This is a genomic window from Acidovorax sp. SUPP3434, assembly GCF_030159015.1.
Classification (GTDB): domain Bacteria; phylum Pseudomonadota; class Gammaproteobacteria; order Burkholderiales; family Burkholderiaceae_C; genus Paracidovorax.
In genome coordinates this window covers 1-23,432 of record NZ_BQXL01000001.1, presented here as the reverse complement: position 1 = coordinate 23,432, position 23,432 = coordinate 1, and the positions used below count along the sequence as shown (strand labels likewise).

Below are 23,432 nucleotides of genomic sequence, written 5' to 3'. Positions count from 1 at the left end.
GGCGCGATGCACTATCGACGGATGGGCCGGCTTGGCTGGCAGGTGAGCGAAGTGGGCTATGGCATGTGGGGGATCGCGGGAGGTCCGGGCAACTTCACTGGCGCCAACTACGAAACGGCGCCGCGCTGCCTGGAGCGCGCGGTGGAACTGGGCTGCAACTTCTTCGACACCGCCTGGGTGTACGGGCGCGGCATCAGCGAGCAGATGCTGGGCAGCCTGCTGCGTGCGCACACGGGCGACCGGCTGTACGTGGCAACCAAGATCCCGCCGAAGAACCTTGAATGGCCGCCTCGACCGAGTGACCGCCTGCAGGACGTCTTTCCGGCCGATCACATCCGCGAGTTCACGATGAAGAGCCTGGAAAACCTGGGCACGGATCGCATCGACCTGATGCAGCTGCACGTCTGGGAAGATCGCTGGGCGGACGAAGAAGAATGGCAGCGCGCATTGGGGGACCTGCGTGCCGAAGGGCTGATCGAGGGCATCGGCATCAGCGTCAACCGCTGGGAGCCGGACAACTGCCTGCGGGCCATCGACACCGGGCTGATCGACGTGATCCAGGTGATCTACAACATCTTCGATCAGGCCCCGGAAGACCGGCTGTTCCAGGTGGCTGCTCAGAAGGACATCGGCCTCATCGCGCGGGTGCCTTTCGATGAGGGCGGGCTGACGGGAACGCTGTCCCACGACACGGTGTTCCCGGCCGAGGACTGGCGATCGACCTACTTCGGGCCGGAAAACCTTGGCCCCACCGTGGACCGCGCCGAGCGGCTGCGCACGGTGTTGCCCGAGGGCATGGCATTGCCCGAGATGGCGCTGCGTTTCATCCTGCACCACCCGGCAGTCTCGACGGTGATTCCCGGCATGCGCCAGCTGCGCAACGTCGAGGCCAATCTGAGCGTGAGCGACGGGCGCCGGATGGAGGCTCCGCTGCTGCAGACGCTGCGCGCGCACCGCTGGGACCGCTCGCCCACCGCGTGGTCCCAGTGAAGGGCCATCCGGCCGAGCCCCCTCTCGCCCCCTTTTTCCGGAGCCTTGCATGAAACAGATCATTGCCCTGTGGGCGCATCAACGCGCGCTGTCCACCGCCTTCCTGCGCATGATGATCGAGCGCAACGACGTCACCGTGATCCATGAGCCCCTGGTGACACTGCTCGACACGGGCGAAGTGCCCCTGCCCGATGGTTCGGGCGGCCAGGTGGTGGTGCGGTCCGAGCGCGCCTTCTTCGACCACCTGCGCACGCTGGCAGCGCATCGCCCCGTGTTCTTCAAGGACACGGTGGAGCACCGCTACCGGTACCTGTTCGACCACCCCGAGGAGGTGGCGGACATCGAACACACCTTCATCGTGCGCGACCCTGCGCCGACGATCAGTTCGATGTACCACATGAAGCCGACCATCGCCTTGCATGAGGTGGGCTACGAACACCTTTTCGAGATCTTCGAGCTGGCCACCCGGCTCAAGGGGTCGGCCCCGGTGCTCGTCGATGCCGACCGCCTGGTCAAGACACCGCAGGCGGTGGTGCAGCGCTATTGCGAAGAAGTCGGCCTGCCCTTCATCGCCTCGGCCCTTCAATGGCAGCCCGGCGATCGGCCGGAATGGAGCCGCACCCGCCAATGGCATCTGGACGCGATGCGCAGTTCGGGCTTTGCGGCCACCGCCAAGGCGTACCCGGACACCGTCGCCAACAACCCGCTGCTGAAGGGGTACTTCGATCACCACTACCCGTTCTACCAGCAGCTCGTACAGCACGCCATTTGAGGTTCGCGCGTCCGCGCGATTGCCACCCAGTTCCCTTCCAGACACGTTCCGCCTTTCACGTCGTTCTCACCCCTTCCCAACCGAGAGAAAGCAGCCAACACCATGTCGTCGATCCAAGCCAATGCCATCGCCCCCCTCCGCCCCGTAGAGGCCCTGTCCTCCGGCGAACAGTTCGCCCAGGCGTACCTGAAAAAAGGGGACACGACCGAAGTGCACTTCGACTTCACCATCACCGAGGCCTTCAAGCCCACGCAGGACCGGCCCCGCCTGATGGTGAGCCAGCTCTTCAGGAAGCGCCTGGTGAGCGAGACGCACAACCGCTTTTGGTCCGAGAGCCGCCCCCCCAAAGTGGAGACCGGCGGCATCCACGAAGGAGACTTGCGCCAGGAGGCCACCTTCCGCTTCGGCATGGGCGAAGGCATCGTGCGCCCGATCTCGGCCTGGGTCCAGCTGCCGCCGGAACTGGCGGGCGACGAGCGCGGCATCGCCGAATTCATCGACTACCGGCTTCTCGTGCGCCTGGCCACGGCGGAAAACCAGGCGCTCACCTTCGGCCCGCACGGCCTGCTCAACCATCCCGGCGTAACGCGGCTGCCCTACGCCACCAGCTACTTCGACGGCATCATGGCCGCCTGCAACGCGATCGAGCAAAACGGTGCCACCGCGCACGCCATGATCGTGAACCCGGTGGACTACTACCACGGCCTTCTGGGCAAAGGCATCCTGGGCGACCTGCAGCAAAACGGCACGAAGATCGTGCGCACCCGCATGGTGGCCCCGGGCTGTGCGCTGGTCGGCGATTTCGCGGTTGCGGCGCGCATCCTGCACACGGGCAAGTCGGTCATCCGCGTGGGCACGCCACCCGCCGGCACCTTCGCCACGGAAGGCACGGCGGTCTGCGCGGAGATCTACGAAGGGCTGGCAGTGCACCTGCCCACGCACTTCTTCCATGTCGTGAAGGCCGACTGAGCCCCGCAGCACCGCGCGCGGGATGGCCCGCGCGCCCACCGACAAGGACCGCCCCCATGAACGCCCCACAGACCGGCCTGGCTTTCTACCGGCCTTTCATGCCGATCTTCCTCGGCCTTTTCTTTTGCCATCTGGGCATCGGCGCCACGCTGTCGGTGCTGCCCTTCTACGTCAAGGACGCGCTCGGCGGCAGCGATGTGGACGTGGGCACCGTCATCGCCGCCATCGCGGTGGCGGTGGTGCTCACCCGGCCCGTCGCCGGCCGGCTGTCGGACCGCATCGGGCACCGGACGCTGATGCTGCTGGGCGCCCTCCTTTGCGTGCTGGCCGGCGCCGGCTACGCCATGGCGCAGCGGGTGGATGTGCTGACTGCCGTACGGGTGCTGCACGGCATGGGCGAAGGCTGCGCCTTCACCGCCGGGGCCACCTGGCTGGTGGGGCTTGCGCCCACAGCCCGGCGCGGAAAGATCATCGGGCTCTACGGGGTGAGCATGTGGTCGGGCGTGACGCTGGGGGCACTGGCCGGCGCGGCGCTGATGCAGGCAGCCGGGTTCTCCGCCGTCTGGATGCTCTGCGTTGCCGCGCCCCTGGCCGGCTTCGCTTTCGTCATGGCCAAGCCCGCGCCCCCAAAGGTGCCCGCGGCGGCCAAAAGCGCCCTCTTTCCTCGGTCGGCATGCCTTCCCGGCGTCACCCTGGCGCTGGGGTCCATGGGGTATGCCGCGCTGGCCTCGTTCGTCTCGCTGTACATGGCGGCCAAGGGCATCGACAACGGCATCCTGGCATTCAACGTGTTCGGCTTCGCATATGTGGGATCACGGCTTTTTCTTGGCCATTGGCCCGACCAGTTCGGGCCATATCGCGTTGCCCTGTGGGCGGCATTGGGCGAGGCCGTGGGCCTGCTGCTGCTCGCCATCGCGCCCAACCTCATGGTGGCGGTGCTGGGTGGGCTGGCGATGGGGCTCGGACTCTCGCTGTTCTACCCCTCGCTGGCACTGATCGTCATCCAGAAGACCGAGCCGGCCCACCACGGCGCCGCGCTCGGCATGTTCACCTCGTTCTGGGATCTGGGCATCGCTGCCGGGGGCGTCGTGGCCGGGTTCGTTGCGGCCCGCTTCGGCTATGCCGAGATCTACGGCGTGATGCTGGCGGCCACGCTGGCCAGCACGGTCGGCGTGATGCTGCTGTGGATGCCGCTGCGCGCTCGCGGGCGGCCATCGCTGCCGTCATGAGGCACGCCCTCCGGCCACACCCTCATATTCAGACACCTCTTTTTTCAAGGAGCCGACGACATGTTTCTCGATCATCTGCAGCGGCTGGAAGCCGAGAGCATCCACATCCTGCGCGAGACGGTCGCGGAGGCGGACAACCCCGTCATGCTGTATTCCATCGGCAAGGACAGCTCGGTGATGCTCCACCTCGCGATGAAGGCGTTCTACCCCGCACGGCCGCCATTCCCGCTGCTGCACGTGGACACGCTTTGGAAGTTCCGCGAGATGATCGCCTTCCGGGACCAGCGGGCGCGGGACACCGGCATGGAGTTGCTCGTGCACAGCAACCCCGACGGCATCGCGATGGGCATCGACCCGTTCGTGCATGGATCGGCGGTGCACACCGACCTGATGAAAACCCAGGCGCTCAAGCAGGCGCTGGACCACCACCGGTTCGACGCCGCCTTCGGCGGAGCGCGCCGCGACGAAGAAAAATCGCGCGCCAAGGAACGCGTGTTCTCGCTGCGGTCGGTGCACCACCGCTGGGATGCGCGGCGACAGCGGCCCGAGCTCTGGCGGCTCTACAACACCCGCAAGCACCAGGGCGAGAGCATCCGCGTGTTCCCCCTCTCCAACTGGACCGAGGCGGACATCTGGCAATACATCGCACGCGAGCAGATTCCGATCGTGCCGCTGTACTTCGCCAAGGAACGGCCCGTGGTGGAGCGCAACGGGATGCTGCTCATGGTGGACGACGAGCGCCTGCCCCTCGCCCCGGGCGAACACCCCCGGATGCGGCGGGTGCGCTTTCGCACGCTGGGCTGCTACCCGCTCACCGGCGCCATCGAAAGCGATGCCGATTCGCTGGAGGCGATCATTGCCGAGACCCTGGCGGCGCACACCTCCGAGCGGCAAGGCCGGGCCATCGACCACGATGGCAAAGGCTCCATGGAACTGAAGAAACAGGCGGGGTATTTCTGATGAGCGGCACCCAACCCTCTCCCGCGCCGCAGCGCAGCCTGCTGCGTGTCATCACCTGCGGCAGCGTGGACGACGGCAAGAGCACGCTGATCGGCCGCCTGCTGTACGAATCCAAGAGCCTCTACGAGGACCAGTTGCAGGCGTTGGCCGCCGACTCCCGCAAGTCGGGCACGCAGGGCGGTGCGCTCGACTTCGCGCTGCTGGTCGATGGCCTGGTGGCCGAGCGGGAACAGGGCATCACCATCGACGTGGCCTACCGCTACTTCTCATCGCCCACGCGCAAATTCATCCTGGCCGACACACCGGGCCACCTGCAGTACACGCGCAACATGGCCACCGCGGCCTCCAACGCCGGCGCGGCGATGGTGCTGGTGGATGCGCGCAAAGGGGTGCTCAGCCAGACCCGGCGGCATGCCTACATCGCCGCGCTGCTGGGCATCCGGGCCCTGGCCCTGGTGGTCAACAAGATGGACCTGGTGGACTACCGCGAAGACCGCTTCGCCGAGATCGAAGCGGAGTTCTGCGCGCTGGCGCAGCAGATGGGCCTGCCTGCCCCGGTGTGCATTCCTATGTCGGCCCTGCGAGGGGACAACCTGGTCGAGCGCAGCCTTCAAACGCCGTGGTATCAGGGGCCCACGCTCGGACAGTGGCTGGAGGCCACGGAGGTCGACGAGGCAGGCGCCGCGCGACAGCCGCTTCGGTTTCCGGTGCAATGGGTGAACCGGCCGAGCGAAGACTTTCGGGGCCTGGCAGGCACGGTGGCAGCGGGCAGCGTACGCGTGGGCGACGCGGTGGTGGTGCAGCCCCGCGCCCAGCTGGCACGCGTGAAGCGCATCGTCACGTACGATGGGGATCTCCCGGCCGCCACGGCGGGCCAGTCGGTCACCCTGGTGCTGGATGCCGAGCTCGACGTCTCGCGCGGCGATCTCATCGCCGACCCGGCCTCTCCCGCGGAAGTGGCCGACCGCATCGAAGCCGACATGGTCTGGTTCAGCGAAACCCCTCTCTTTCCTGGCCGCGGGTACTGGCTCAAATGCGGCCCCCGCACCGTGGGTGCCACCGTCACGCGCATCGTCCACCGGGTGGACATCGAAACCTTCGACCGGCTGCCTGCGGACCAGCTCGACATGAACGCGGTGGGCCTGGTCGAGCTGACCCTGGACCAGCCCATCGCCTTTGACGCCTACGACCTCAACCGCGACGCCGGCGGGTTCCTGCTGATCGACCGGATCGACAACGAGACCTCCGGGGCGGGCATGCTCGTGCGTGCCCTGCGCGATGCCGACAACCTCGTTTGGCACCACACCCAGGTCAGCAAGGCGCAGCGAGCCGCCATCAAGCACCAGAAAGGCTGCGTGCTGTGGCTCACCGGGCTTTCCGGCGCCGGCAAATCGACCATCGCCAATCGGGTGGAGCAGCAGTTGCACCGGCGCGGCTGCCACAGCTTTCTGCTGGACGGGGACAACGTCCGGCACGGCCTCAACAAAGACCTGGGGTTCACCGATGCCGACCGGGTCGAGAACATCCGCCGGGTGGGCGAAGTCGCCAGGCTGATGGTGGATGCCGGGCTGATCGTGCTGGTGGCTTTCATCTCGCCGTTCCGTGCCGAACGGCGTGCAGCGCGCGCGCTGCTGGAGGCTGGCGAGTTCCTGGAGGTGTTCATCGACGCGCCGCTGGAGCTCGCCGAGCAGCGCGACCCGAAGGGGCTGTACCGAAAGGCCCGCAGCGGCGCCCTGAAGAACTTCACCGGCATCGACTCGCCCTACGAGCCGCCGGAGCAGCCGGACATCCACATCCAGACGGCGTACATGTCGCCCGAACAGGCCGCCGATTGCATCGTCTCCCGGCTCATCGCCGCGGGGCTGGTGGTGCCGCCCTCGGCGGCGCGCACCGCCGCCGCCGCATGAGCCGCACCGGCTCTGCCGGCACGGGCGCCGAGTCGCACTGGGACGCCATCGTCCTGGGCGGGGGCATGGCCGGGGCCAGTTGCGCCTGGGCACTGGCGCAGCACCGGCGGGTGCTGCTGCTGGAGCGCGAGGCGCACTGCGGCTACCACGCAACCGGCCGTTCGGCCGCCCTGTTTTCAGAATATTTCGGTAACCGGACGGTCCGCGCGCTCACCGAGGCCAGCCGCCCGTTTTTCGAAGCACCCCCTGTCGGCTTTGCTTCAGTGCCGCTCGTGGCGCCGCGCGGCGTGGTGGCGCTGGCAACGCAGGACGACGTGGACTGCGGCCGCATCGACACCGCCCTGGCTGCCGGCCACCATGCCCACCAACCCGCCCGCGTGATCGGGCTGGACGCGGCGCTGGCGCGCTGCCCGGTCATCGACCCGAGGCCTTACCGCTGCGCCGTGTGGCGCCCCTCGGTCATGGACATCGACGTCGATGCACTGCACCAGAGCTACCTGCGCGGCATCCGGGCCGCCGGCGGCCGCGTGCAGACCGCCGCGGCGGTCGAGTGCGCCGAGGGCGATGCGTCGGGCCACTGGACCGTCCGCACGGTGGCGGGCCGGTTTCACACGCCCTGCCTGGTGAACGCCGCAGGCGCCTGGGCCGACGAGGTCGCGCGCCAGGCCGGCGTGGCGGCCATCGACCTGGTGCCCAAGCGGCGCACCGCCGTGATCGTGGATCTGCCCGACGGCATGCCCGGCCAGTTCGCGCTGGCGTCCTGGCCGATGGTGACGGACCTTGCCGACACCTTCTATTTCAAGCCCGAGGCCGGGCGCCTGCTGGTCAGCCCCAGCGATGAAACCCCCATGCCGCCCTGCGACGTGCAGCCCGAGGAGTGGGATGTGGCCGTTGCGGTCGATCGGCTGCAACAGGCCACCACCCTGGCGGTGCGTCGCGTGGCCCACCGCTGGGCAGGCCTTCGCAGCTTTGTTGCCGATGGCTCGCCCGTGCTCGGGGCCGCCGGGAATGCGCCCGGCTTCTTCTGGGCCGCCGCGTTGGGCGGGTACGGCATCCAGATCGCACCGGCGGTGGGACAAGCCTTGGCCTCCCTGGTCCTCACGGGGGGCCTGCCGGACCATTTCGTCGAACGCGGGCTTTCGGCCGCCGCTCTGAGCCCGGACCGGCCAACCCTTGCCGAAGCCCCCTGCGAGCGCCTCGAAGCACTGCCATGAGGTGGCGGTGGGCCTGAATCGGAACGCCATGGGCGCCTGGTCGATGCGGCCGGCCATCTTTTGCCCAATGGCTCAGGCCAAGCCGCTACAGGGCGCGCCGGCCCCTGCCCCAGGCGCGTTCACGCAGCGGCCAATACACGGGCCATCCAAAAGGCAGCCTCCCCTGACGCTCAGGTCAGCCGGCATGCTGCTTGAGCACCGTCGGTTCCAACAGCGCACCCGGCCACATCTGCACGAGATAGCGGTCTTCGCCTTCCAGCCCATCGGGAGACAGCGAATCCAGACCCGCGCTGGACAGCCTGACCCGGTACGTTCCAGGCGGCACATCGAACCGGGCCGCATCGGGCAAGTAGTCCGTGCACCCCGCCACGACGAGCGGGCCTGTGGCAATGGCCACCGATCCATCGACCACATGGTCGAACCGGGCCAGGTCGGTCTGCGGCTCGGCCTCAAGCAACTCCAGGGTCACCGGCACCGGCATGTTCCGAGCAGTGCCAAACCCGACGACGCCCTGCGACACGGCCAGCATGCGAAGCGTCGCGGCCTCGTCCCAGGCGCTTGCCAGGTCGCCTGGCGCCACCTCGTCCTGCAGATAGAACTGGTGGTAATCGGCGAAAAGGGTCAGGCGATGGGATGGCATGGCGGGAGGGCTTTCGGCTGCGGGGTTGGAATGCGGCGCTCCGCTGCGCCATTGATGGGTTTGCGCCCGATCGTAGCGCCGGGCGAAAGCGCCATTCGGACGCAACCAGACCGTTCAGCATCAAAACGGCCTCCAGGGCAATCAAAGTCCCGGCATGTCGCTATCATTTCAGTAGCAAAAGAAAAAGCCCGCCGAAGCGGGCTTTTTCTTCAGGGTGGCAGGCGCCGATCAGGCGGCGACGCCGTCCGCGACTTCCTTGTACTCCTCGATCTGATCGAAGTTCATGTACTTGTAGATCTTGTCGCCGTTCTGGTTGAGCACGCCCACATCCGCCAGATACTCTTCCTTGGACGGAATGCGGCCCAGCTTGGAGCAGATGGCCGACAGCTCGGCGGAACCCAGGTACACGTTCGTGTTCTTGCCCAGGCGGTTGGGGAAGTTGCGGGTGCTGGTGGACATCACCGTGGCGCCTTCCTTGACCTGTGCCTGGTTGCCCATGCACAGCGAGCAGCCCGGCATTTCCATGCGCGCACCGGCCGCGCCGAACACGCCGTAGTGGCCTTCCTCGGTCAGCTGGTGCGCATCCATCTTGGTCGGCGGCGCCATCCACAGCTTGACCGGGATGTCCTTCTTGCCTTCCAGCAGCTTGGAGGCTGCGCGGAAGTGGCCGATGTTGGTCATGCACGAGCCGATGAACACCTCGTCGATCGTCGCGCCTGCCACGTCGGACAGCGTCTTGGCGTCGTCCGGGTCGTTGGGGCAGCAGACGATGGGCTCGGTGATCTCGGCCAGGTCGATCTCGATCACGGCGGCGTACTCGGCATCTTCGTCAGGCTGCAGCAGCTGCGGATTGGCCAGCCAAGCTTCCATGGCCTTGATGCGGCGCGTGATGGTGCGCGCATCGGCATAGCCCTGGGCGATCATGTTCTTGAGCAGCACGATGTTCGAGTTGATGTACTCGATGATCGGCTCCTTGTTCAGGCGCACCGTGCAGCCGGCGGCCGAGCGCTCGGCCGAGGCGTCGGACAGCTCGAACGCCTGCTCCACCTTCATGTCCGGCAGGCCTTCGATTTCGAGGATGCGGCCCGAGAAGATGTTCTTCTTGCCCTTCTTCTCGACGGTCAGCAGGCCGGCCTTGATGGCGTACAGCGGAATGGCGTGCACCAGATCGCGCAAGGTCACGCCGGGCTGCATCGCGCCCTTGAAGCGCACCAGCACCGATTCCGGCATGTCGAGCGGCATCACGCCCGTGGCGGCGGCGAACGCCACCAGGCCCGAGCCGGCGGGGAAGCTGATGCCGATCGGGAAGCGCGTGTGCGAATCGCCGCCCGTGCCCACCGTGTCGGGCAGCAGCATGCGGTTGAGCCAGCTGTGGATGATGCCGTCACCGGGCTTGAGCGAGATGCCGCCGCGCGTGCTGATGAAGTCGGGCAGTTCGTGGTGCATCTTCACGTCCACGGGCTTGGGGTACGCCGCGGTGTGGCAGAAGGACTGCATCACCAGATCGGCGCTGAAGCCCAGGCAGGCCAGGTCCTTCAGTTCGTCGCGCGTCATCGGGCCGGTGGTGTCCTGCGAGCCGACCGAGGTCATGCGCGGTTCGCAGTAGGTCCCGGGCACCACGCCTTCGCCCTCGGGCAGGCCGCAGGCGCGGCCGACCATCTTTTGCGCCAGCGTGAAGCCCTTGCCGGTGGCGGCGGGGTTCTGCGGCAGGCGGAACAGCGTCGAGGGCGCCAGGCCCAGGGCCTCGCGCGCCTTGGCGGTGAGGCCACGGCCCACGATCAGCGGAATGCGGCCACCGGCGCGCACTTCGTCGAACAGCACTTCGCTCTTGACCTCGAACTCGGCGATGACCTGGCCGTTCTTGAGCGCCTTGCCGGCGTAGGGCAGCAGTTCGATCTCGTCGCCCATGTTCATCTGGCTCACGTCCAGCTCGATGGGCAGCGCACCCGCGTCTTCCATGGTGTTGTAGAAGATCGGGGCGATCTTGGAGCCCAGGCACACGCCGCCGAAGCGCTTGTTCGGCACGTAGGGGATGTCTTCGCCGGTGAACCACAGCACGCTGTTGGTGGCCGACTTGCGGCTGGAACCCGTGCCCACCACGTCACCCACGTAGGCCACGAGGTTGCCCTTGGCGCGCAGGTCTTCGATGAACTTCACCGGGCCGCGCTTGCCGTCTTCCTCGGGCGTGATGCCGTCGCGCTTGTTCTTGAGCATGGCCAGCGCATGCAGCGGAATGTCGGGGCGGCTCCAGGCATCGGGGGCGGGCGACAGGTCGTCGGTGTTGGTTTCGCCCGTGACCTTGAGCACCGTGAGCTTGATGCTCTGCGGCACTTCGGGACGGCTCGTGAACCATTCGGCATCGGCCCAACTTTGCAGCACGGCCTTGGCGAATTCGTTGCCCTTGTCGGCCTTTTCCTTGACGTCATGGAACTGGTCGAACATCAGCAGCGTCTTCTTGAGGCCTTCCGCCGCCACGGATGCCACGGCCGCATCGTCCAGCAGGTCGATCAGCGGCGTGAGGTTGTAGCCGCCCAGCATGGTGCCCAGCAGCTCGGTGGCCTTCTCGCGGCCGATGAGTGCGCACTTTTCCGTGCCGTGGGCCACGGCCGCCAAGTAGCTGGCCTTGACCTTGGCGGCATCATCCACACCGGCCGGCACGCGGTAGGTGATCAGGTCCACCAGCGTGGCTTCTTCGCCGGCGGGCGGAGCCTTCAGCAGCTCGATCAGCGAGGCGGTCTGCTTGGCCGTGAGAGGCAGGGGCGGAATGCCCAATGCGGCGCGCTCGGCCACATGGTCACGGTAGGCTTTCAACATATTTTTCTCCGGTGGGTTTTTGGTGTGTGGGGCGGGCCATGGCAGGCCCTGCGGTCCGGGCGCAGCGGGTGCGCCCGGGCAAGAAGAATCACTGGGCCGGTGCGGATGCAGCCGCCGGTGCCGCCACGGTGGCAGGTGCATTGGCGGAGGCAGGCAGGGCTTCCAGCAGGCTGGGCTGCGGGTTCTTCTTGATGGATTCGGTCACGGCGACCTGCTGCGGGCTCATGCACTCGTCGGCCAGGCGCTGGCCGAGCTTCTGGTTCATGAGCATGGACTTGTTGGCGATCTGGATCCACACGGCGCCGGCCTTCTGGTCCTCCAGGCGCACCGCGCCCGTGCTGGTCGCGATGGGCGACATGTAGTAGTTGAAGCCCTTGCCGTCGATGCGGAAGTGGCCCGGCGACTTGGCATCGGCTTCCACATGCACGGAAGCGCCCAGTTCGCAGGGAATGTGGCCGGTGTGCACGCGTTCGGCAATGGCCAGTTCCTGCGGCGTCAGGGCGGCCTCGGCCGCGATGATGCCGGTGGCCACTTGGTTGGTGGCGCTCTTGAGCTGCGTGCGGCTGCTCGTGGCCTTCTTGGTCGCGGCCGGCTTGGCTGCCGCGCTCTTGGCGGCCGGCTTGGCCGCGGACTTGGCCTCGGCGGACTTCTCCTTGGCGGCCGCCTTGGCAGGTGCGGCCTTGGCCGTGCTCTTGGCCGGTGCGGGCTTGGCGGGAGTGGCGTCTTGCGCCATCACCAGCGCAGGGGCCAGCAGCATCAGGGCAGAAGCGATGAAGGTTTTCATGGGAACTCCGACGAAAAAGGAGGTGTGGGGAACTTGATGGTGGGACGGCTCAGTCCTCTGGACCCGCAGCCGGCTGGGCAAACCAGGCCTGCGCCGCGGCGGGCAGCGCGCGGCCGGTCTGGTGCGCACGCTCCAGCACCTGCCAGAAATAGCGGTAGCTGGCGCGGTCGTGCAATACGCCATCGACGCTGACGGGGGCCCAGTCGGCGTGCGCGGCGGTGGAAAGAAGCTGGGCCGCCTGCGCGATCTCGTCCTGCGCGGGCGCGAAGGCTTCCAGGATGGGGCGGATCTGCGCCGGGTGGATGCTCCACATGCGCGTGTAGCCCAGTTGGCGCGCGGCGCGCCCGGCCGCCGTGCGCAGGGCATCGGCATCGTTGAACTCGGTCACCACGCAGTGGGACGGCACCTTGCCGTGGGCGTGGCATGCCGCGGCGATCTCGAGCTTGGCGCGTACCACCAGTGGGTGCTCGAACTGGCCCTGCGATCCCATGGCACTCGCGGGAATCGCACCGGCATGCGCCGAGACGAAATCCATCAAGCCGAAACTGATCGACTGCACGCGCGGATGGGCGGCGATCTCGAAGGCCCGCTGCACGGCCGCGGGCGACTCCAGCAGCACGTGCAACGGCACCTGCCCTGCCGATGCGGCGAGCAGGGCCTTTTCGGCATGCAGCACGTCGTCCACCGACTCGACCTTGGGCACCATGATGTGGCACAGCCGCGTGGCGGCTTCGCCGGCGATGGTGGCCATGTCTTCGGCGAAGGCGGGGTGGTCCACGGCATGCACGCGCGCGGCCACCCGGGCACCGGGGGATGCGGTGCGAGCCAAATGCGCCACGAGGGCGGCATGCTCGCGCTCGCGGCCCACGGGGGCACCGTCTTCGCAATCGAGGGTCACATCGAACACGCAGCGGCCCAGCTCGGCCGCCATGGCGGCTTGCAGTTCCAGGCTCTTGCGCATGCGCGCTTCCACGCCGCTGTAATGGTCGCAGACCGGCAAGCGCATGGCACTGGCCTGGGCGCCCATGAGCACCGCCGCGGGGTGGGCACCAGTCGCGCTCATGACGGGCGCTGCGCCACGATGAACATGCGCGGGAACGCCAGCAAACGGCGGCCATCGCTGCGCACGGCATAGGCCGCGGCGATGCGGCGCTCGTACTCGGCCAGGAAGCCCTCACGCAACGCATCGCCCAACGGGTCGATGAAGGGCTTGAGGCCCGTGGCGCGCACCCATTCGACGATGGCCGCGGGCGACGCCATCACATGCTGGTAGACGGTGTGCCACACGTCGATGCGCTCGGCGCGCGTGGCCAGCAGGTCGTAGTAGCCGCCGATGTTCAGGAGCTCGGTGCGCAGCGCGTCGGCATCGCCGATGGGCTCGCGCCACAGGGCTTCGGCCGCCACTTCGCGCATCAGGCGGTGCGTGGGCTCCTGGCGGTTGTCGGGCATCTGGATCGCCAGCACGCCGCCGGGGGCGAGGCTGTCGAACAGGCGCGGAAAGAGGTCGCCATGCCCTCCCACCCATTGCAGGGAGGCATTGGCGTAAATGAGGTCGGGCGCCGTGTCGGGCACCCAGCGGGCGATGTCGCCCAGCACGAAGGACACGCCGGGCAGGCGCTCGCGCGCGCTGGCCAGCATGGCTTCGGAATTGTCGATGCCGGTCACCTGCGCCTGCGGGAAGCGCCGGACCAGCAGCTCGGTGGAATTGCCCGGCCCGCAGCCCAGGTCCACCACGTGGACCGGCGCGGGATGGGGCACCCGCGCGAGCAGCTCCTGGGCCGGGCGCGTGCGCTCGTCCTCGTAGCGGCGGTAGAGCGCGGGATTCCAGTCGAGCATGAAAAAACGGAACCCGAAAAAATTACAGCAGGTGCTTCACGCCGTCTTGCTCGCCTTGCAGCTCGGCCAGCGTCTTGTCGATGCGTTCTTGGCTGAAAGCGTCGATTTCCAGGCCTTCGACGACCTTGTACTCGCCGTTTTCGCAGGTGACAGGGAAACCGAACATCACATCCTTGGGAATGCCGTATTGGCCATCCGAAGGAACACCCATGGTGACCCACTTGCCATTGGTGCCCAGGGCCCAGTCGCGCATGTGGTCAATGGCGGCGTTGGCTGCCGAAGCGGCCGAGGAGGAACCGCGCGCCTCGATGATGGCGGCACCGCGCTTGCCCACCGTGGGCAGGAAAGTGTTGGCGTTCCATTCCTGGTCGTTGATCGTCTTGGCGACGCTTTCGCCATCGATGGTGGCGAAGCGGTAGTCGGCATACATCGTGGGCGAGTGGTTGCCCCACACGGCCAGCTTTTCGATGGCGGCCACGGGCTTGCCGGTCTTGGCGGCGATCTGGCTGGCAGCACGGTTGTGGTCCAGGCGCAGCATGGCGGTGAAGTTCTTGCGCGGCAGGTCCGGCGCGCTCTTCATGGCGATGTAGGCGTTGGTGTTGGCAGGGTTGCCCACGACCAGCACCTTCACGTTGCGGCTGGCCACGGCGTTCAGCGCCTTGCCCTGGGCCGTGAAGATGGCGCCGTTGACGGCCAGCAGCTCGGCACGCTCCATGCCCGGGCCGCGGGGGCGCGAGCCCACCAGCAGGGCGTAATCCGCGTCCTTGAATGCCGTCATGGGGTCGCTGTGGGCTTCCATGCCGACCAGCAGCGGGAAGGCGCAGTCGTCGAGTTCCATCATCACGCCCTTGAGCGCCTTTTGCGGGCCTTCGACGGGCACTTCGAGCAATTGCAGGATGACGGGCTGGTCCTTGCCCAGCATTTCGCCGGAGGCAATGCGGAACAGCAGGGCGTAACCGATTTGACCGGCGGCGCCGGTAACAGCAACGCGGACGGGCTTCTTGCTCATGAAAAACTCCAGAAAGTGGAAAAACGGGTGTCGGTGCAGTCGATGCACCAGCGCCAGTCAAACCAAGCAGCCCGTGCCCTGCAGAACAGCTCCCGAGTGTACCGCTGAAATCCGGATCCGGTCAATTTGTCTTATGTCTTATATAAGATATGATCCGACCTCGCCGACGCGCGAAAACACCCCACCTTTGCCCCGCGCGCCAGCCGCCCCTCGATCCGCCGCCATGTCCACCCTTCCGGTTGCCGCCTCCGACAGCCCTGCGCTCCCCGCAGGAAGCGCGGGCGCACCCACGCCGGCCTTCAGCCCGCTGTACCAGCAGATCAAGGGACTCATCCTGCACAGCCTGCAGCATGGCGAATGGAAGCCGGGCGAATCGATCCCGAGCGAGATGGAACTGGCCGCCCGCTTCCGCGTGAGCCAGGGCACGGTGCGCAAGGCCATCGATGAACTGGCGGCGGAGAACCTCGTCGTTCGCCGCCAGGGCAAGGGCACCTTCGTCGCCACGCATGCCGAGCGGCACGTGCAATACCGGTTCCTCAAGCTCATGCCCGACTCGGGCGACGCCCGGGTCGAGGGGCCGGCCCAGCGCCACATCATCGAATGCCGCCGCATCCGTGCCAGCGCCGAGATCGCTCGCGCTCTGGCGCTGCGCAGCGGCGACGCCGTGGTGCATGCCCGGCGCATCCTGTCGTTCGGCGACGTTCCCACCATCCTGGAAGACATCTGGCTGCCCGGGCAGGCCTTCAAGGGGCTGACCGCCGAGCAGATGTCCAGCTACCAGGGCCCCACCTACGCCATGTTCGAAATCGATTTCGGCGTGAGAATGGTGCGCGCCGACGAGAAGCTGCGGGCCGTGCAGCCCGATGGAGAGCAGGCGCGGCTGCTGCAGGTGGCACCCGGTACGCCGCTGCTCAGCGTGGAGCGCATCGCCTACACCTACAACGAAGTTCCGATGGAGTTACGCAAAGGCCTGTATCGCACCGATACGCATCACTACCACAACGAACTGAGCTGAGGCTGCCCGACCATGCCGATACCGCGCGGTGAAATTACGCCGTACCGAAACACTGCGGTTGTTGCATTGCAATAGAATTTTGGGTTGTTTCGTTCGCGCGAAATTACAAAGCAGTTACATCCACGAAAGCACCGCCATGACCGAGATCGCCAAAAAGCGGCCTGAATTCCGCAACATCAATGCCCTCACGGACCTGCCCACCTACCGCCTTCCTGCCGCAGGATGGGTGTCGATCCTGCACCGCGTCAGCGGTGTGATCATGCTGGTGCTGCTCCCCTTCATCCTGTGGATGTTCGACACTTCGGTGTCCTCCGAAATCTCCTTCGGCAAATTCAAGGCCGCTTTCACGGTGGGCCTGGGCTTCGTGCCGGGCTGGTTCCTCAAGCTCGTCGTGCTGGCCCTCATCTGGTCGTACCTGCACCACTTCACCGCCGGCCTGCGCCACCTGTGGATGGACGTGAGCCATGACGCGGTGAACAAGGACTTCAGCAGCAAATCCGCCACCGCCACCCTCGTCATCAGCATCGCCCTCACCGTCGTGCTCGGCGCCAAGCTGTTCGGCCTGTACTGAGCCGCGCCGGCCATCCCACGAACCCCACAAAAAAAGGATCTCCTATGTCCGTGAACTACGGCTCCAAGCGCATCGTCGTCGGTGCCCACTACGGAGTGCGCGACTGGCTGAGCCAGCGCGTGACCGCCGCCCTAATGGCGCTCTTCACCGTGGTGCTGCTCGCCCAGGTGCTGCTGACCAAAGGTCCCATCGGCTACGACCGCTGGGCCTCGATCTTCTCGGCGCAATGGATGAAGGTGCTGACCTTCTCCGTCATCGTGGCCCTCGCCTGGCACGTCTGGGTGGGCACGCGCGATGTGCTGATGGACTACGTGAAGCCCGTGGGCTTGCGCCTCGCCCTGCAAGCCATCGCGATCTTCTGGCTCGTCGGCTGCGCCGGCTGGGGTATCCAGATCCTCTGGCGTCTCTGATCCAATCCCCCGCGACTGAAGGCAAATAACAATGAGCTACACCAAAGCGAACATCACCACGCGCAAGTTCGATGTCGTCATCGTCGGCGCCGGCGGCTCCGGCATGCGCGCCGCCCTCGAACTCTCCCGCGCTGGCCTGAACGTGGCCTCGCTGTCCAAAGTGTTCCCCACCCGCTCGCACACCGTGGCGGCGCAGGGCGGCGTGAGCGCGTCGCTCGGCAACATGAGCGAGGACAACTGGCACTACCACTTCTACGACACCATCAAGGGCTCCGACTGGCTGGGCGATCAGGACGCTATCGAGTTCATGTGCCGCGAAGCCCCCAAGGTCGTGTACGAGCTCGAACACTTCGGCATGCCGTTCGACCGCAATCCCGACGGCACCATCTACCAGCGCCCTTTCGGTGGCCACACGGCCAATTACGGTGAAAAGCCGGTGCAGCGCGCCTGCGCCGCGGCCGACCGCACCGGCCACGCCATGCTGCACACGCTGTACCAGCAGAACGTCAAGGCCAAGACCAACTTCTTCGTGGAGTGGATGGCGCTCGACCTGATCCGCGACGCCTCTGGCGACGTGGTCGGCGTGACCGCCCTGGAACTCGAAACCGGCGAGCTGTATGCCCTGCAGGCCAAGGCCGTGCTGCTGGCCACCGGCGGCGCGGGCCGCATCTTCGCGGCATCGACCAACGCGTTCATCAACACCGGCGACGGCCTGGGCATGGCGGCACGCGCCGGCATCCCGCTGCAAGACATGGAGTTCTGGCAGTTCCACCCCACCGGCGTGGCCGGTGCCGGCGTGCTGCTGACCGAAGGCTGCCGCGGCGAAGGCGCCATCTTGCTCAATAGCAACGGCGAACGCTTCATGGAGCGCTACGCGCCCACGCTGAAGGACCTGGCGCCGCGCGACTTCGTCTCGCGTTCCATGGACCAGGAAATCAAGGAAGGCCGCGGCTGCGGTCCCAACAAGGACTACGTGCTGCTCAAGCTCGACCACCTCGGTGCCGAGACGATCCACAAGCGTCTGCCTTCGGTGTATGAGATCGGCGTCAACTTCGCCAACGTCGACATCACGAAGGAACCGATCCCCGTGGTGCCCACCATCCACTACCAGATGGGCGGCATTCCGACCAACATCAACGGCCAGGTCGTGATCCAGAACGGCGACGTGCACAACCAGGTCGTCAACGGCCTGTACGCCGTGGGCGAATGCTCGTGCGTGTCGGTGCACGGTGCCAACCGCCTGGGCACGAACTCGCTGCTCGACCTGCTGGTCTTCGGCAAGTCCGCAGGCCGCCACATCGTGGACATGATCAAGGGCAGCGGCGAGCACAAGCCCCTGCCGGCCGACGCCGCCGACCGCACCCTGGCGCGCCTGAACCAGCTGCAGGATTCGAACGAAGGCACCTACGCCCAGGACGTCGCCAACGACATCCGCGCGTCGATGCAGCAGCACGCCGGCGTGTTCCGCACGCAAGAAGGCATGGATGAAGGCGTGGTCAAGATCAACGCCATCCGCGAGCGCGTGGGTTCCGTCACGCTCAAGGACAAGTCCAAGGTCTGGAACACCGCGCGCATGGAAGCGCTGGAAGTGGACAACCTCATCGAAGTGGCCCAGGCCACGATGACCTCCGCCGCCGCCCGCAAGGAATGCCGCGGCGCCCACACCGTGTATGACTACGAGCATCCGGCCGACCACGCGGAATTCCCGCTGGGCCGCAACGACAAAGAGTGGATGAAGCACACCTTGTGGCACAGCGCAGGCAACAACCTGACCTACAAGCCCGTGAACCTGAAGCCTTTGACGGTCGACAGCGTGCCTCCCAAGGTCCGTACGTTCTGACCCTACAAGCCCACGAGAAAGAACACCATGAAGCGCACCTTTCAAATCTACCGCTACGATCCGGACAAGGACGCCAAGCCCTACATGCAGACCGTGGAGATCGAACTCGACGGCCACGAGCGCATGCTGCTGGACGCCCTGGTGAAGCTCAAGGCGCAGGACCCGTCCATCTCGTTCCGCCGTTCGTGCCGCGAAGGCGTCTGCGGCTCCGACGCGATGAACATCAACGGCAAGAACGGCCTGGCGTGCCTCACCAACATGAACACGCTCAAGGGCACCATCGTGCTCAAGCCCCTGCCCGGCCTGCCCGTGATCCGCGACCTGATCGTGGACATGACGCAGTTCTTCAAGCAGTACAACTCGATCAAGCCGTACCTCATCACCGAAGGCATCACGCCCGAGAAGGAACGCCTGCAGAGCCCGGAAGAGCGCGATGAGCTCAACGGCCTGTACGAGTGCATTCTGTGCGCGAGCTGCTCGACGAGCTGCCCCAGCTTCTGGTGGAACCCCGACAAGTTCGTGGGCCCCGCCGGCCTGCTGCAGGCGTACCGTTTCATTGCGGACAGCCGCGACGAGGCCACGGGCGCTCGTCTGGACAACCTCGAAGATCCCTATCGCCTGTTCCGCTGCCACACCATCATGAACTGCGTGGACGTGTGCCCCAAGGGTCTCAACCCCACCAAGGCCATCGGCAAGATCAAGGAACTGATGGTGCGTCGCGCCATCTGACCCCCATGGCCGACGACGAATTGCTCGACGAACGCGAGGCCGCCAAGCTGAAGTGGCGCAGCCGCCGCGGCCTGGTGGAGAACGATCTGTTCATCGAGCAGTTCTTCGCCACCTACGGCTCGCGCCTGACCCAGCGCCAGGCACAAGGTCTCACGACCTTGATGGACCTTTCCGACAACGACCTGCTGGACCTGCTGCTGCGGCGCAAGGAACCCACGGGCGAGATCGATACCAGGGACGTCAAGGAAGTGCTTGAACAGCTGCGCCGCAGAGCGTCAGCACCCCCTCCACCGCTTGCGGGCTAACAACAGAAGGAAACTGGAAATGAAACTGGCAGACAACAAGGCAACGCTATCGTTCAGCAACGGCAGCCCCAGCGTGGAACTTCCCGTGTACCAAGGCAGCATCGGCCCCGACGTGGTCGACATCCGCAAGCTATACGCGCAGACGGGCATGTTCACCTATGACCCCGGTTTCCTTTCCACCGCGGCATGCCAGTCCTCGATCACGTACATCGACGGCGACAAGGGCGAGCTGCTCTACCGCGGCTACCCCATTGAGCAGCTGGCCACGCAGTGCGACTTCCTGGAAACCTGCTACCTGCTGCTCAAGGGCGAACTGCCCAACCCCGCACAGAAGACCGAGTTCAGCGACAGCGTAACCAAGCACACGATGGTCAACGAGCAGATGCAGTTCTTCCTGCGCGGCTTCCGCCGCGACGCCCACCCGATGGCCGTGCTGACGGGCCTGGTGGGTGCGCTTTCGGCCTTCTACCATGACAGCACGGACATCAACAATCCGCAGCACCGCGAGATCTCGGCCATCCGCCTGATCGCCAAGATGCCGACGCTGGTGTCGATGGCATACAAGTACGGCGTGGGCCAGCCCTACATGTACCCGCAGAATGACCTGAGCTATGCCGGCAACTTCCTGCGCATGATGTTCGGCACGCCGTGCGAAGAGTACAAGGTCAATCCGGTGCTCGAACGCGCGCTCGACCGCATCTTCATCCTGCACGCCGACCACGAGCAGAACGCATCCACCTCCACGGTGCGCCTGTGCGGCTCCTCCGGCACCAACCCGTTCGCCGCCATCGCCGCGGGCGTGGCCTGCCTCTGGGGCCCCGCCCACGGTGGCGCCAACGAAGCCGCATTGAACATGCTGCACGACATCCAGGCGCAGGGCGGCGTGGAGAAGATCGGCGAGTTCATCAAGCAGGTCAAGGACAAGAACTCCGGTGTGAAGCTGATGGGCTTCGGTCACCGCGTGTACAAGAACTACGACCCGCGCGCCAAGCTCATGCAGGAAACCTGCAACGAAGTGCTGGCCGAACTGGGCCTCGAAAAGGATCCGCTGTTCGCCCTGGCCAAGGAGCTGGAAAAGATCGCCCTGGAAGACGACTACTTCGTGCAGCGCAAGCTCTACCCGAATGTGGACTTCTACTCCGGCATCGTGCAACGCGCGATCGGCATCCCGGTGAACCTGTTCACCGGCATCTTCGCGCTGGCCCGCACCGTGGGCTGGATTGCCCAGCTGAACGAGATGATCGGCGACCCCGAGTACAAGATCGGCCGCCCCCGCCAGCTGTTCGTGGGCGCAGAGCGCCGCGACGTGCAGCCGCTGGACAAGCGCTGAGCCGAATCCGCGCTTCTGGAGGGGGCCTGCGATGCAGCACCCTTTCTCCAGAATGCAACGGGCGACATCAAATGCCAGTCAGCCATGCTGACTGGCATTTTTCATGGTGGTTCATGCACCGTCTCTGGCGACCCAGCAGAGACGCATCACAGCGATATCAGGCTGCGGCAGACGACCTTTGTGGACGCCTCAGGGACCTAGGGCCCACTCCATAAGGGGCCGCTATTGCAGCCATTGGGTAGCCGAAAGCCCAAACCTTTTCGGAAATAAAAAAAGCCTTCCAAATCGATGATTTGAAAGGCTTTTACCAATGGTTAGTTGGTAGGCGCGATTGGACTCGAATGTGTGGGCTCCTAGAGCTTCACTGTGGGGCGCCTCGGTAACCACCCGCCAGTGACCGCCTGGAGAAGTCAGTAAAACCCCAAATAAAACCCCACGTAGGCGCCCACCGACCAGTGAAAAGAGTCCACATATGGACAGCAGCCGACATCGCTTAAATAAAGCACCACCTGCATCGGTTGATGGGGCTCGAACCGGAAATGAGGGATTTCAAGGGGCTTTCCGGGGACTTTCTCAACCCTCCGCCCCAGGGAGATGCCCTTGGACAACCCCCTACTGCCCCAGCAGCGCCCCAGGGTTGTCCCCGGGTTGCCATTCTTCGCGATCAATCTGAAAGTGCTTTCAGTAGCGCGTCCCGACCATCCTGGTAAAACTCGATGTCGAGCTTGGTTGCCATGTCATCCGAAAGATCGAACAGCTGCCGACGGCAGGAAACCGGCAGCAGCAGAGACTTTGCGCCCTTCTCGACGGCGATTTCAGCGAGCGTCACCGCGTTGTGGATGAGCTCGATGGTACCGCCTAGGGTCACTTCACCGGCCACGACCAAGCCGCCTCTGACGGACTTCTTGAGCAAAGCACTGGACAAGACAATAAGGGCAGAGACGCTAGTCTTAGCGCCGGATTTGGCTGCAGCTCTCAATGGCTCGCAGCTCAGCTCGGCTGACGCCCGGCATATAGATCACCGGAATGCCCCGAACCTCAACGTCGGGAAGTGCGCCCGCAATGGCGCATTTGAGCCAGACAGCCGGACCACGACGCTCGTCAGGGGCGTAGATGCCTAGCTCGCATAGGCTCGGAATCAGCTTCTTCAAGGCGGGTAAGGCGGCCTGCCATTGCCTCTCCTCGTCGGGCCACAGAACTGCAGCAGCCTTATCGGCCGTGTGCGAATTGCCTTTGGCTGCCGATTGCACAGCATCCACCAGCGCATGCCCCACATCACGACTGACGGAAAGATTCATACTGCTCGAACTCACGGTGCACCTTTCTTCTGCAGCCTGGCTGAGCGGCGCTCTTCGCGATACGCAAACTGCAATGCCGTCTGAGCGACAGCCACGCAATAAGCACTAAGGCGCTTTTGCGCGTCAGCCTTCAATATCTCCTGAGCTATGCGACGCGCCGCCTGGGCAGACACCTTCTTGCCTTTTGGTTGCAGGTAGCCCTTAATCACTGCTGCTCGGTCGTGAACCAATGTCTTGTGGTCGAGCTTTAACACCTTGATTGATGACACGCCATCGGCAGTCAGACCGGTGATGCCGCCCCGCTCATCAAACTGAAAGTGGCATTCAACGGCGGGAGAGAGTGGCGACACTAAGCCACCTGCGCTCGGGTCAAAGTCGGCCTTGACCTGAGCTCCAAAGTCGCAAGCAATTTGGGATTGACTCGGTGGGTAGCAGGCCACCATGTTCTGGTAGTCAATATCCTCACCCTGGACCTTTCGGCATTGTGGAAGGAGATGCTCGATGTGGCACGAGGCGCGCGTGTCTTGGCCCTGCGAATCGCAATCGGCTGAGCTTTTGAGTTGCCGCATGGTGTAGGCGCACAGATGGAACTGCTCTGCAAGAAGGCTCTTGCGCACGGCTTCACCTGGAAAATCTCCCCCGCCATACACCAAGTTCTGCGGCGACGTTGCGTTAGTGGCTTTTGACCCGTCCTGGAATAGGTTGACACCTATGCGGGACTGAACCCTAGCCGTAATTGGCTTGCAAGAGACGCCCGGTGCACCGCATCGGGCGTTTTGTATTCTAGGGACAGGTGGGGCCGCTGCTCGT

Annotated in this window: 23 protein-coding genes; 14 read left to right on the top strand and 9 right to left on the bottom strand. The window is 65.6% G+C overall.

Going from position 1 to position 23,432, the window contains the following annotated elements:
* The first annotated feature begins 6 nt into the window (after window positions 1–6).
* From AVKW3434_RS00115 to AVKW3434_RS00085, 7 genes are all read left to right on the top strand, one after another.
* Entirely contained in the window at window positions 7–990 is a 984-nt protein-coding gene (locus AVKW3434_RS00115; protein WP_284403372.1) for an aldo/keto reductase, read from the top strand.
* A gap of 49 nt (window positions 991–1,039) precedes the next feature.
* Entirely contained in the window at window positions 1,040–1,762 is a 723-nt protein-coding gene (locus AVKW3434_RS00110) for a sulfotransferase-like domain-containing protein (protein ID WP_284403371.1), read from the top strand.
* 102 nt (window positions 1,763–1,864) lie between these two features.
* Window positions 1,865–2,731 carry a family 3 encapsulin nanocompartment shell protein gene (locus AVKW3434_RS00105; protein ID WP_284403369.1) on the top strand — a complete coding sequence of 289 codons (867 nt, stop codon included), beginning with the start codon at window positions 1,865–1,867 and terminating at the stop codon, window positions 2,729–2,731.
* A gap of 56 nt (window positions 2,732–2,787) precedes the next feature.
* Window positions 2,788–3,960 (top strand): MFS transporter, encoded by a 1,173-nt coding sequence (locus AVKW3434_RS00100; protein ID WP_284403366.1) that lies wholly within the window; start codon window positions 2,788–2,790, stop codon window positions 3,958–3,960.
* A 60-nt stretch (window positions 3,961–4,020) separates the two neighbouring features.
* A complete protein-coding gene (cysD, locus tag AVKW3434_RS00095; protein ID WP_284403364.1) occupies window positions 4,021–4,920 on the top strand; it encodes a sulfate adenylyltransferase subunit CysD in 900 nt (299 codons plus the stop codon).
* Window positions 4,920–6,827, top strand: coding sequence for a sulfate adenylyltransferase subunit CysN (gene cysN / locus AVKW3434_RS00090; RefSeq protein WP_284403362.1), 1,908 nt, complete (start codon window positions 4,920–4,922; stop codon window positions 6,825–6,827). Before cysD ends, cysN begins: the two co-directional genes overlap by 1 nt.
* Entirely contained in the window at window positions 6,824–8,041 is a 1,218-nt protein-coding gene (locus AVKW3434_RS00085) for an NAD(P)/FAD-dependent oxidoreductase (RefSeq protein WP_284403360.1), read from the top strand. Before cysN ends, AVKW3434_RS00085 begins: the two co-directional genes overlap by 4 nt.
* Window positions 8,042–8,216: 175 nt before the next feature.
* On the opposite strand, the gene AVKW3434_RS00080 is transcribed toward AVKW3434_RS00085, so the two are convergent.
* From AVKW3434_RS00080 to AVKW3434_RS00055, 6 genes are all read right to left on the bottom strand, one after another.
* Window positions 8,217–8,681 (bottom strand): hypothetical protein, encoded by a 465-nt coding sequence (locus AVKW3434_RS00080; protein WP_284403358.1) that lies wholly within the window; start codon window positions 8,679–8,681, stop codon window positions 8,217–8,219.
* Window positions 8,682–8,909: 228 nt separating this feature from the next.
* Window positions 8,910–11,495, bottom strand: a complete 2,586-nt coding sequence (acnB, locus tag AVKW3434_RS00075; protein ID WP_272564078.1) for a bifunctional aconitate hydratase 2/2-methylisocitrate dehydratase — start codon at window positions 11,493–11,495, stop codon at window positions 8,910–8,912.
* Between the two features lie 88 nt (window positions 11,496–11,583).
* On the bottom strand, window positions 11,584–12,279 hold the full coding sequence (locus AVKW3434_RS00070) for a hypothetical protein (protein ID WP_284403356.1): 696 nt from the start codon (window positions 12,277–12,279) through the stop codon (window positions 11,584–11,586).
* A 49-nt stretch (window positions 12,280–12,328) separates the two neighbouring features.
* Window positions 12,329–13,342, bottom strand: coding sequence for an HpcH/HpaI aldolase/citrate lyase family protein (locus tag AVKW3434_RS00065; protein ID WP_284403354.1), 1,014 nt, complete (start codon window positions 13,340–13,342; stop codon window positions 12,329–12,331).
* Window positions 13,339–14,115 (bottom strand): trans-aconitate 2-methyltransferase, encoded by a 777-nt coding sequence (gene tam / locus AVKW3434_RS00060; RefSeq protein ID WP_284403352.1) that lies wholly within the window; start codon window positions 14,113–14,115, stop codon window positions 13,339–13,341. The genes AVKW3434_RS00065 and tam overlap by 4 nt, the downstream gene beginning before the upstream one ends.
* Window positions 14,116–14,137: 22 nt before the next feature.
* A complete protein-coding gene (locus tag AVKW3434_RS00055) occupies window positions 14,138–15,124 on the bottom strand; it encodes a malate dehydrogenase (RefSeq protein WP_284399433.1) in 987 nt (328 codons plus the stop codon).
* A gap of 223 nt (window positions 15,125–15,347) precedes the next feature.
* Here AVKW3434_RS00055 and AVKW3434_RS00050 point away from each other — a divergent pair, with 223 nt between their 5' ends.
* The 7 genes from AVKW3434_RS00050 to AVKW3434_RS00020 all read left to right on the top strand — a co-directional run bounded on the left by AVKW3434_RS00050 (window position 15,348) and on the right by AVKW3434_RS00020 (window position 21,324).
* Window positions 15,348–16,139, top strand: coding sequence for a GntR family transcriptional regulator (locus AVKW3434_RS00050; protein WP_284403350.1), 792 nt, complete (start codon window positions 15,348–15,350; stop codon window positions 16,137–16,139).
* Window positions 16,140–16,275: 136 nt separating this feature from the next.
* A complete protein-coding gene (gene sdhC, locus AVKW3434_RS00045) occupies window positions 16,276–16,710 on the top strand; it encodes a succinate dehydrogenase, cytochrome b556 subunit (protein ID WP_284403348.1) in 435 nt (144 codons plus the stop codon).
* Window positions 16,711–16,754: 44 nt separating this feature from the next.
* A complete protein-coding gene (gene sdhD, locus AVKW3434_RS00040) occupies window positions 16,755–17,120 on the top strand; it encodes a succinate dehydrogenase, hydrophobic membrane anchor protein (RefSeq protein WP_272564085.1) in 366 nt (121 codons plus the stop codon).
* A gap of 31 nt (window positions 17,121–17,151) precedes the next feature.
* Window positions 17,152–18,960: a succinate dehydrogenase flavoprotein subunit gene (gene sdhA / locus AVKW3434_RS00035; protein ID WP_272564086.1), complete on the top strand. Its 1,809-nt coding sequence runs from the start codon at window positions 17,152–17,154 to the stop codon at window positions 18,958–18,960.
* Between the two features lie 27 nt (window positions 18,961–18,987).
* Window positions 18,988–19,689 carry a succinate dehydrogenase iron-sulfur subunit gene (locus AVKW3434_RS00030; protein ID WP_272548188.1) on the top strand — a complete coding sequence of 234 codons (702 nt, stop codon included), beginning with the start codon at window positions 18,988–18,990 and terminating at the stop codon, window positions 19,687–19,689.
* 5 nt (window positions 19,690–19,694) lie between these two features.
* The gene (locus tag AVKW3434_RS00025; RefSeq protein WP_284403346.1) at window positions 19,695–19,994 is read left to right on the top strand and encodes a succinate dehydrogenase assembly factor 2; all 300 of its coding nucleotides are present in this window, start codon (window positions 19,695–19,697) and stop codon (window positions 19,992–19,994) included.
* A 19-nt stretch (window positions 19,995–20,013) separates the two neighbouring features.
* Window positions 20,014–21,324 carry a citrate synthase gene (locus tag AVKW3434_RS00020; RefSeq protein WP_284399417.1) on the top strand — a complete coding sequence of 437 codons (1,311 nt, stop codon included), beginning with the start codon at window positions 20,014–20,016 and terminating at the stop codon, window positions 21,322–21,324.
* Between the two features lie 664 nt (window positions 21,325–21,988).
* On the opposite strand, the gene AVKW3434_RS00015 is transcribed toward AVKW3434_RS00020, so the two are convergent.
* The 3 genes from AVKW3434_RS00015 to AVKW3434_RS00005 are packed head-to-tail and all read right to left on the bottom strand — an operon-like array spanning window position 21,989 to window position 23,239.
* A complete protein-coding gene (locus AVKW3434_RS00015) occupies window positions 21,989–22,249 on the bottom strand; it encodes a S16 family serine protease (protein WP_284403344.1) in 261 nt (86 codons plus the stop codon).
* 25 nt (window positions 22,250–22,274) lie between these two features.
* Window positions 22,275–22,622 (bottom strand): hypothetical protein, encoded by a 348-nt coding sequence (locus AVKW3434_RS00010; protein ID WP_284403342.1) that lies wholly within the window; start codon window positions 22,620–22,622, stop codon window positions 22,275–22,277.
* 11 nt (window positions 22,623–22,633) lie between these two features.
* Window positions 22,634–23,239: a hypothetical protein gene (locus AVKW3434_RS00005; RefSeq protein ID WP_284403340.1), complete on the bottom strand. Its 606-nt coding sequence runs from the start codon at window positions 23,237–23,239 to the stop codon at window positions 22,634–22,636.
* Between the last annotated feature and the right edge of the window lie 193 nt (window positions 23,240–23,432).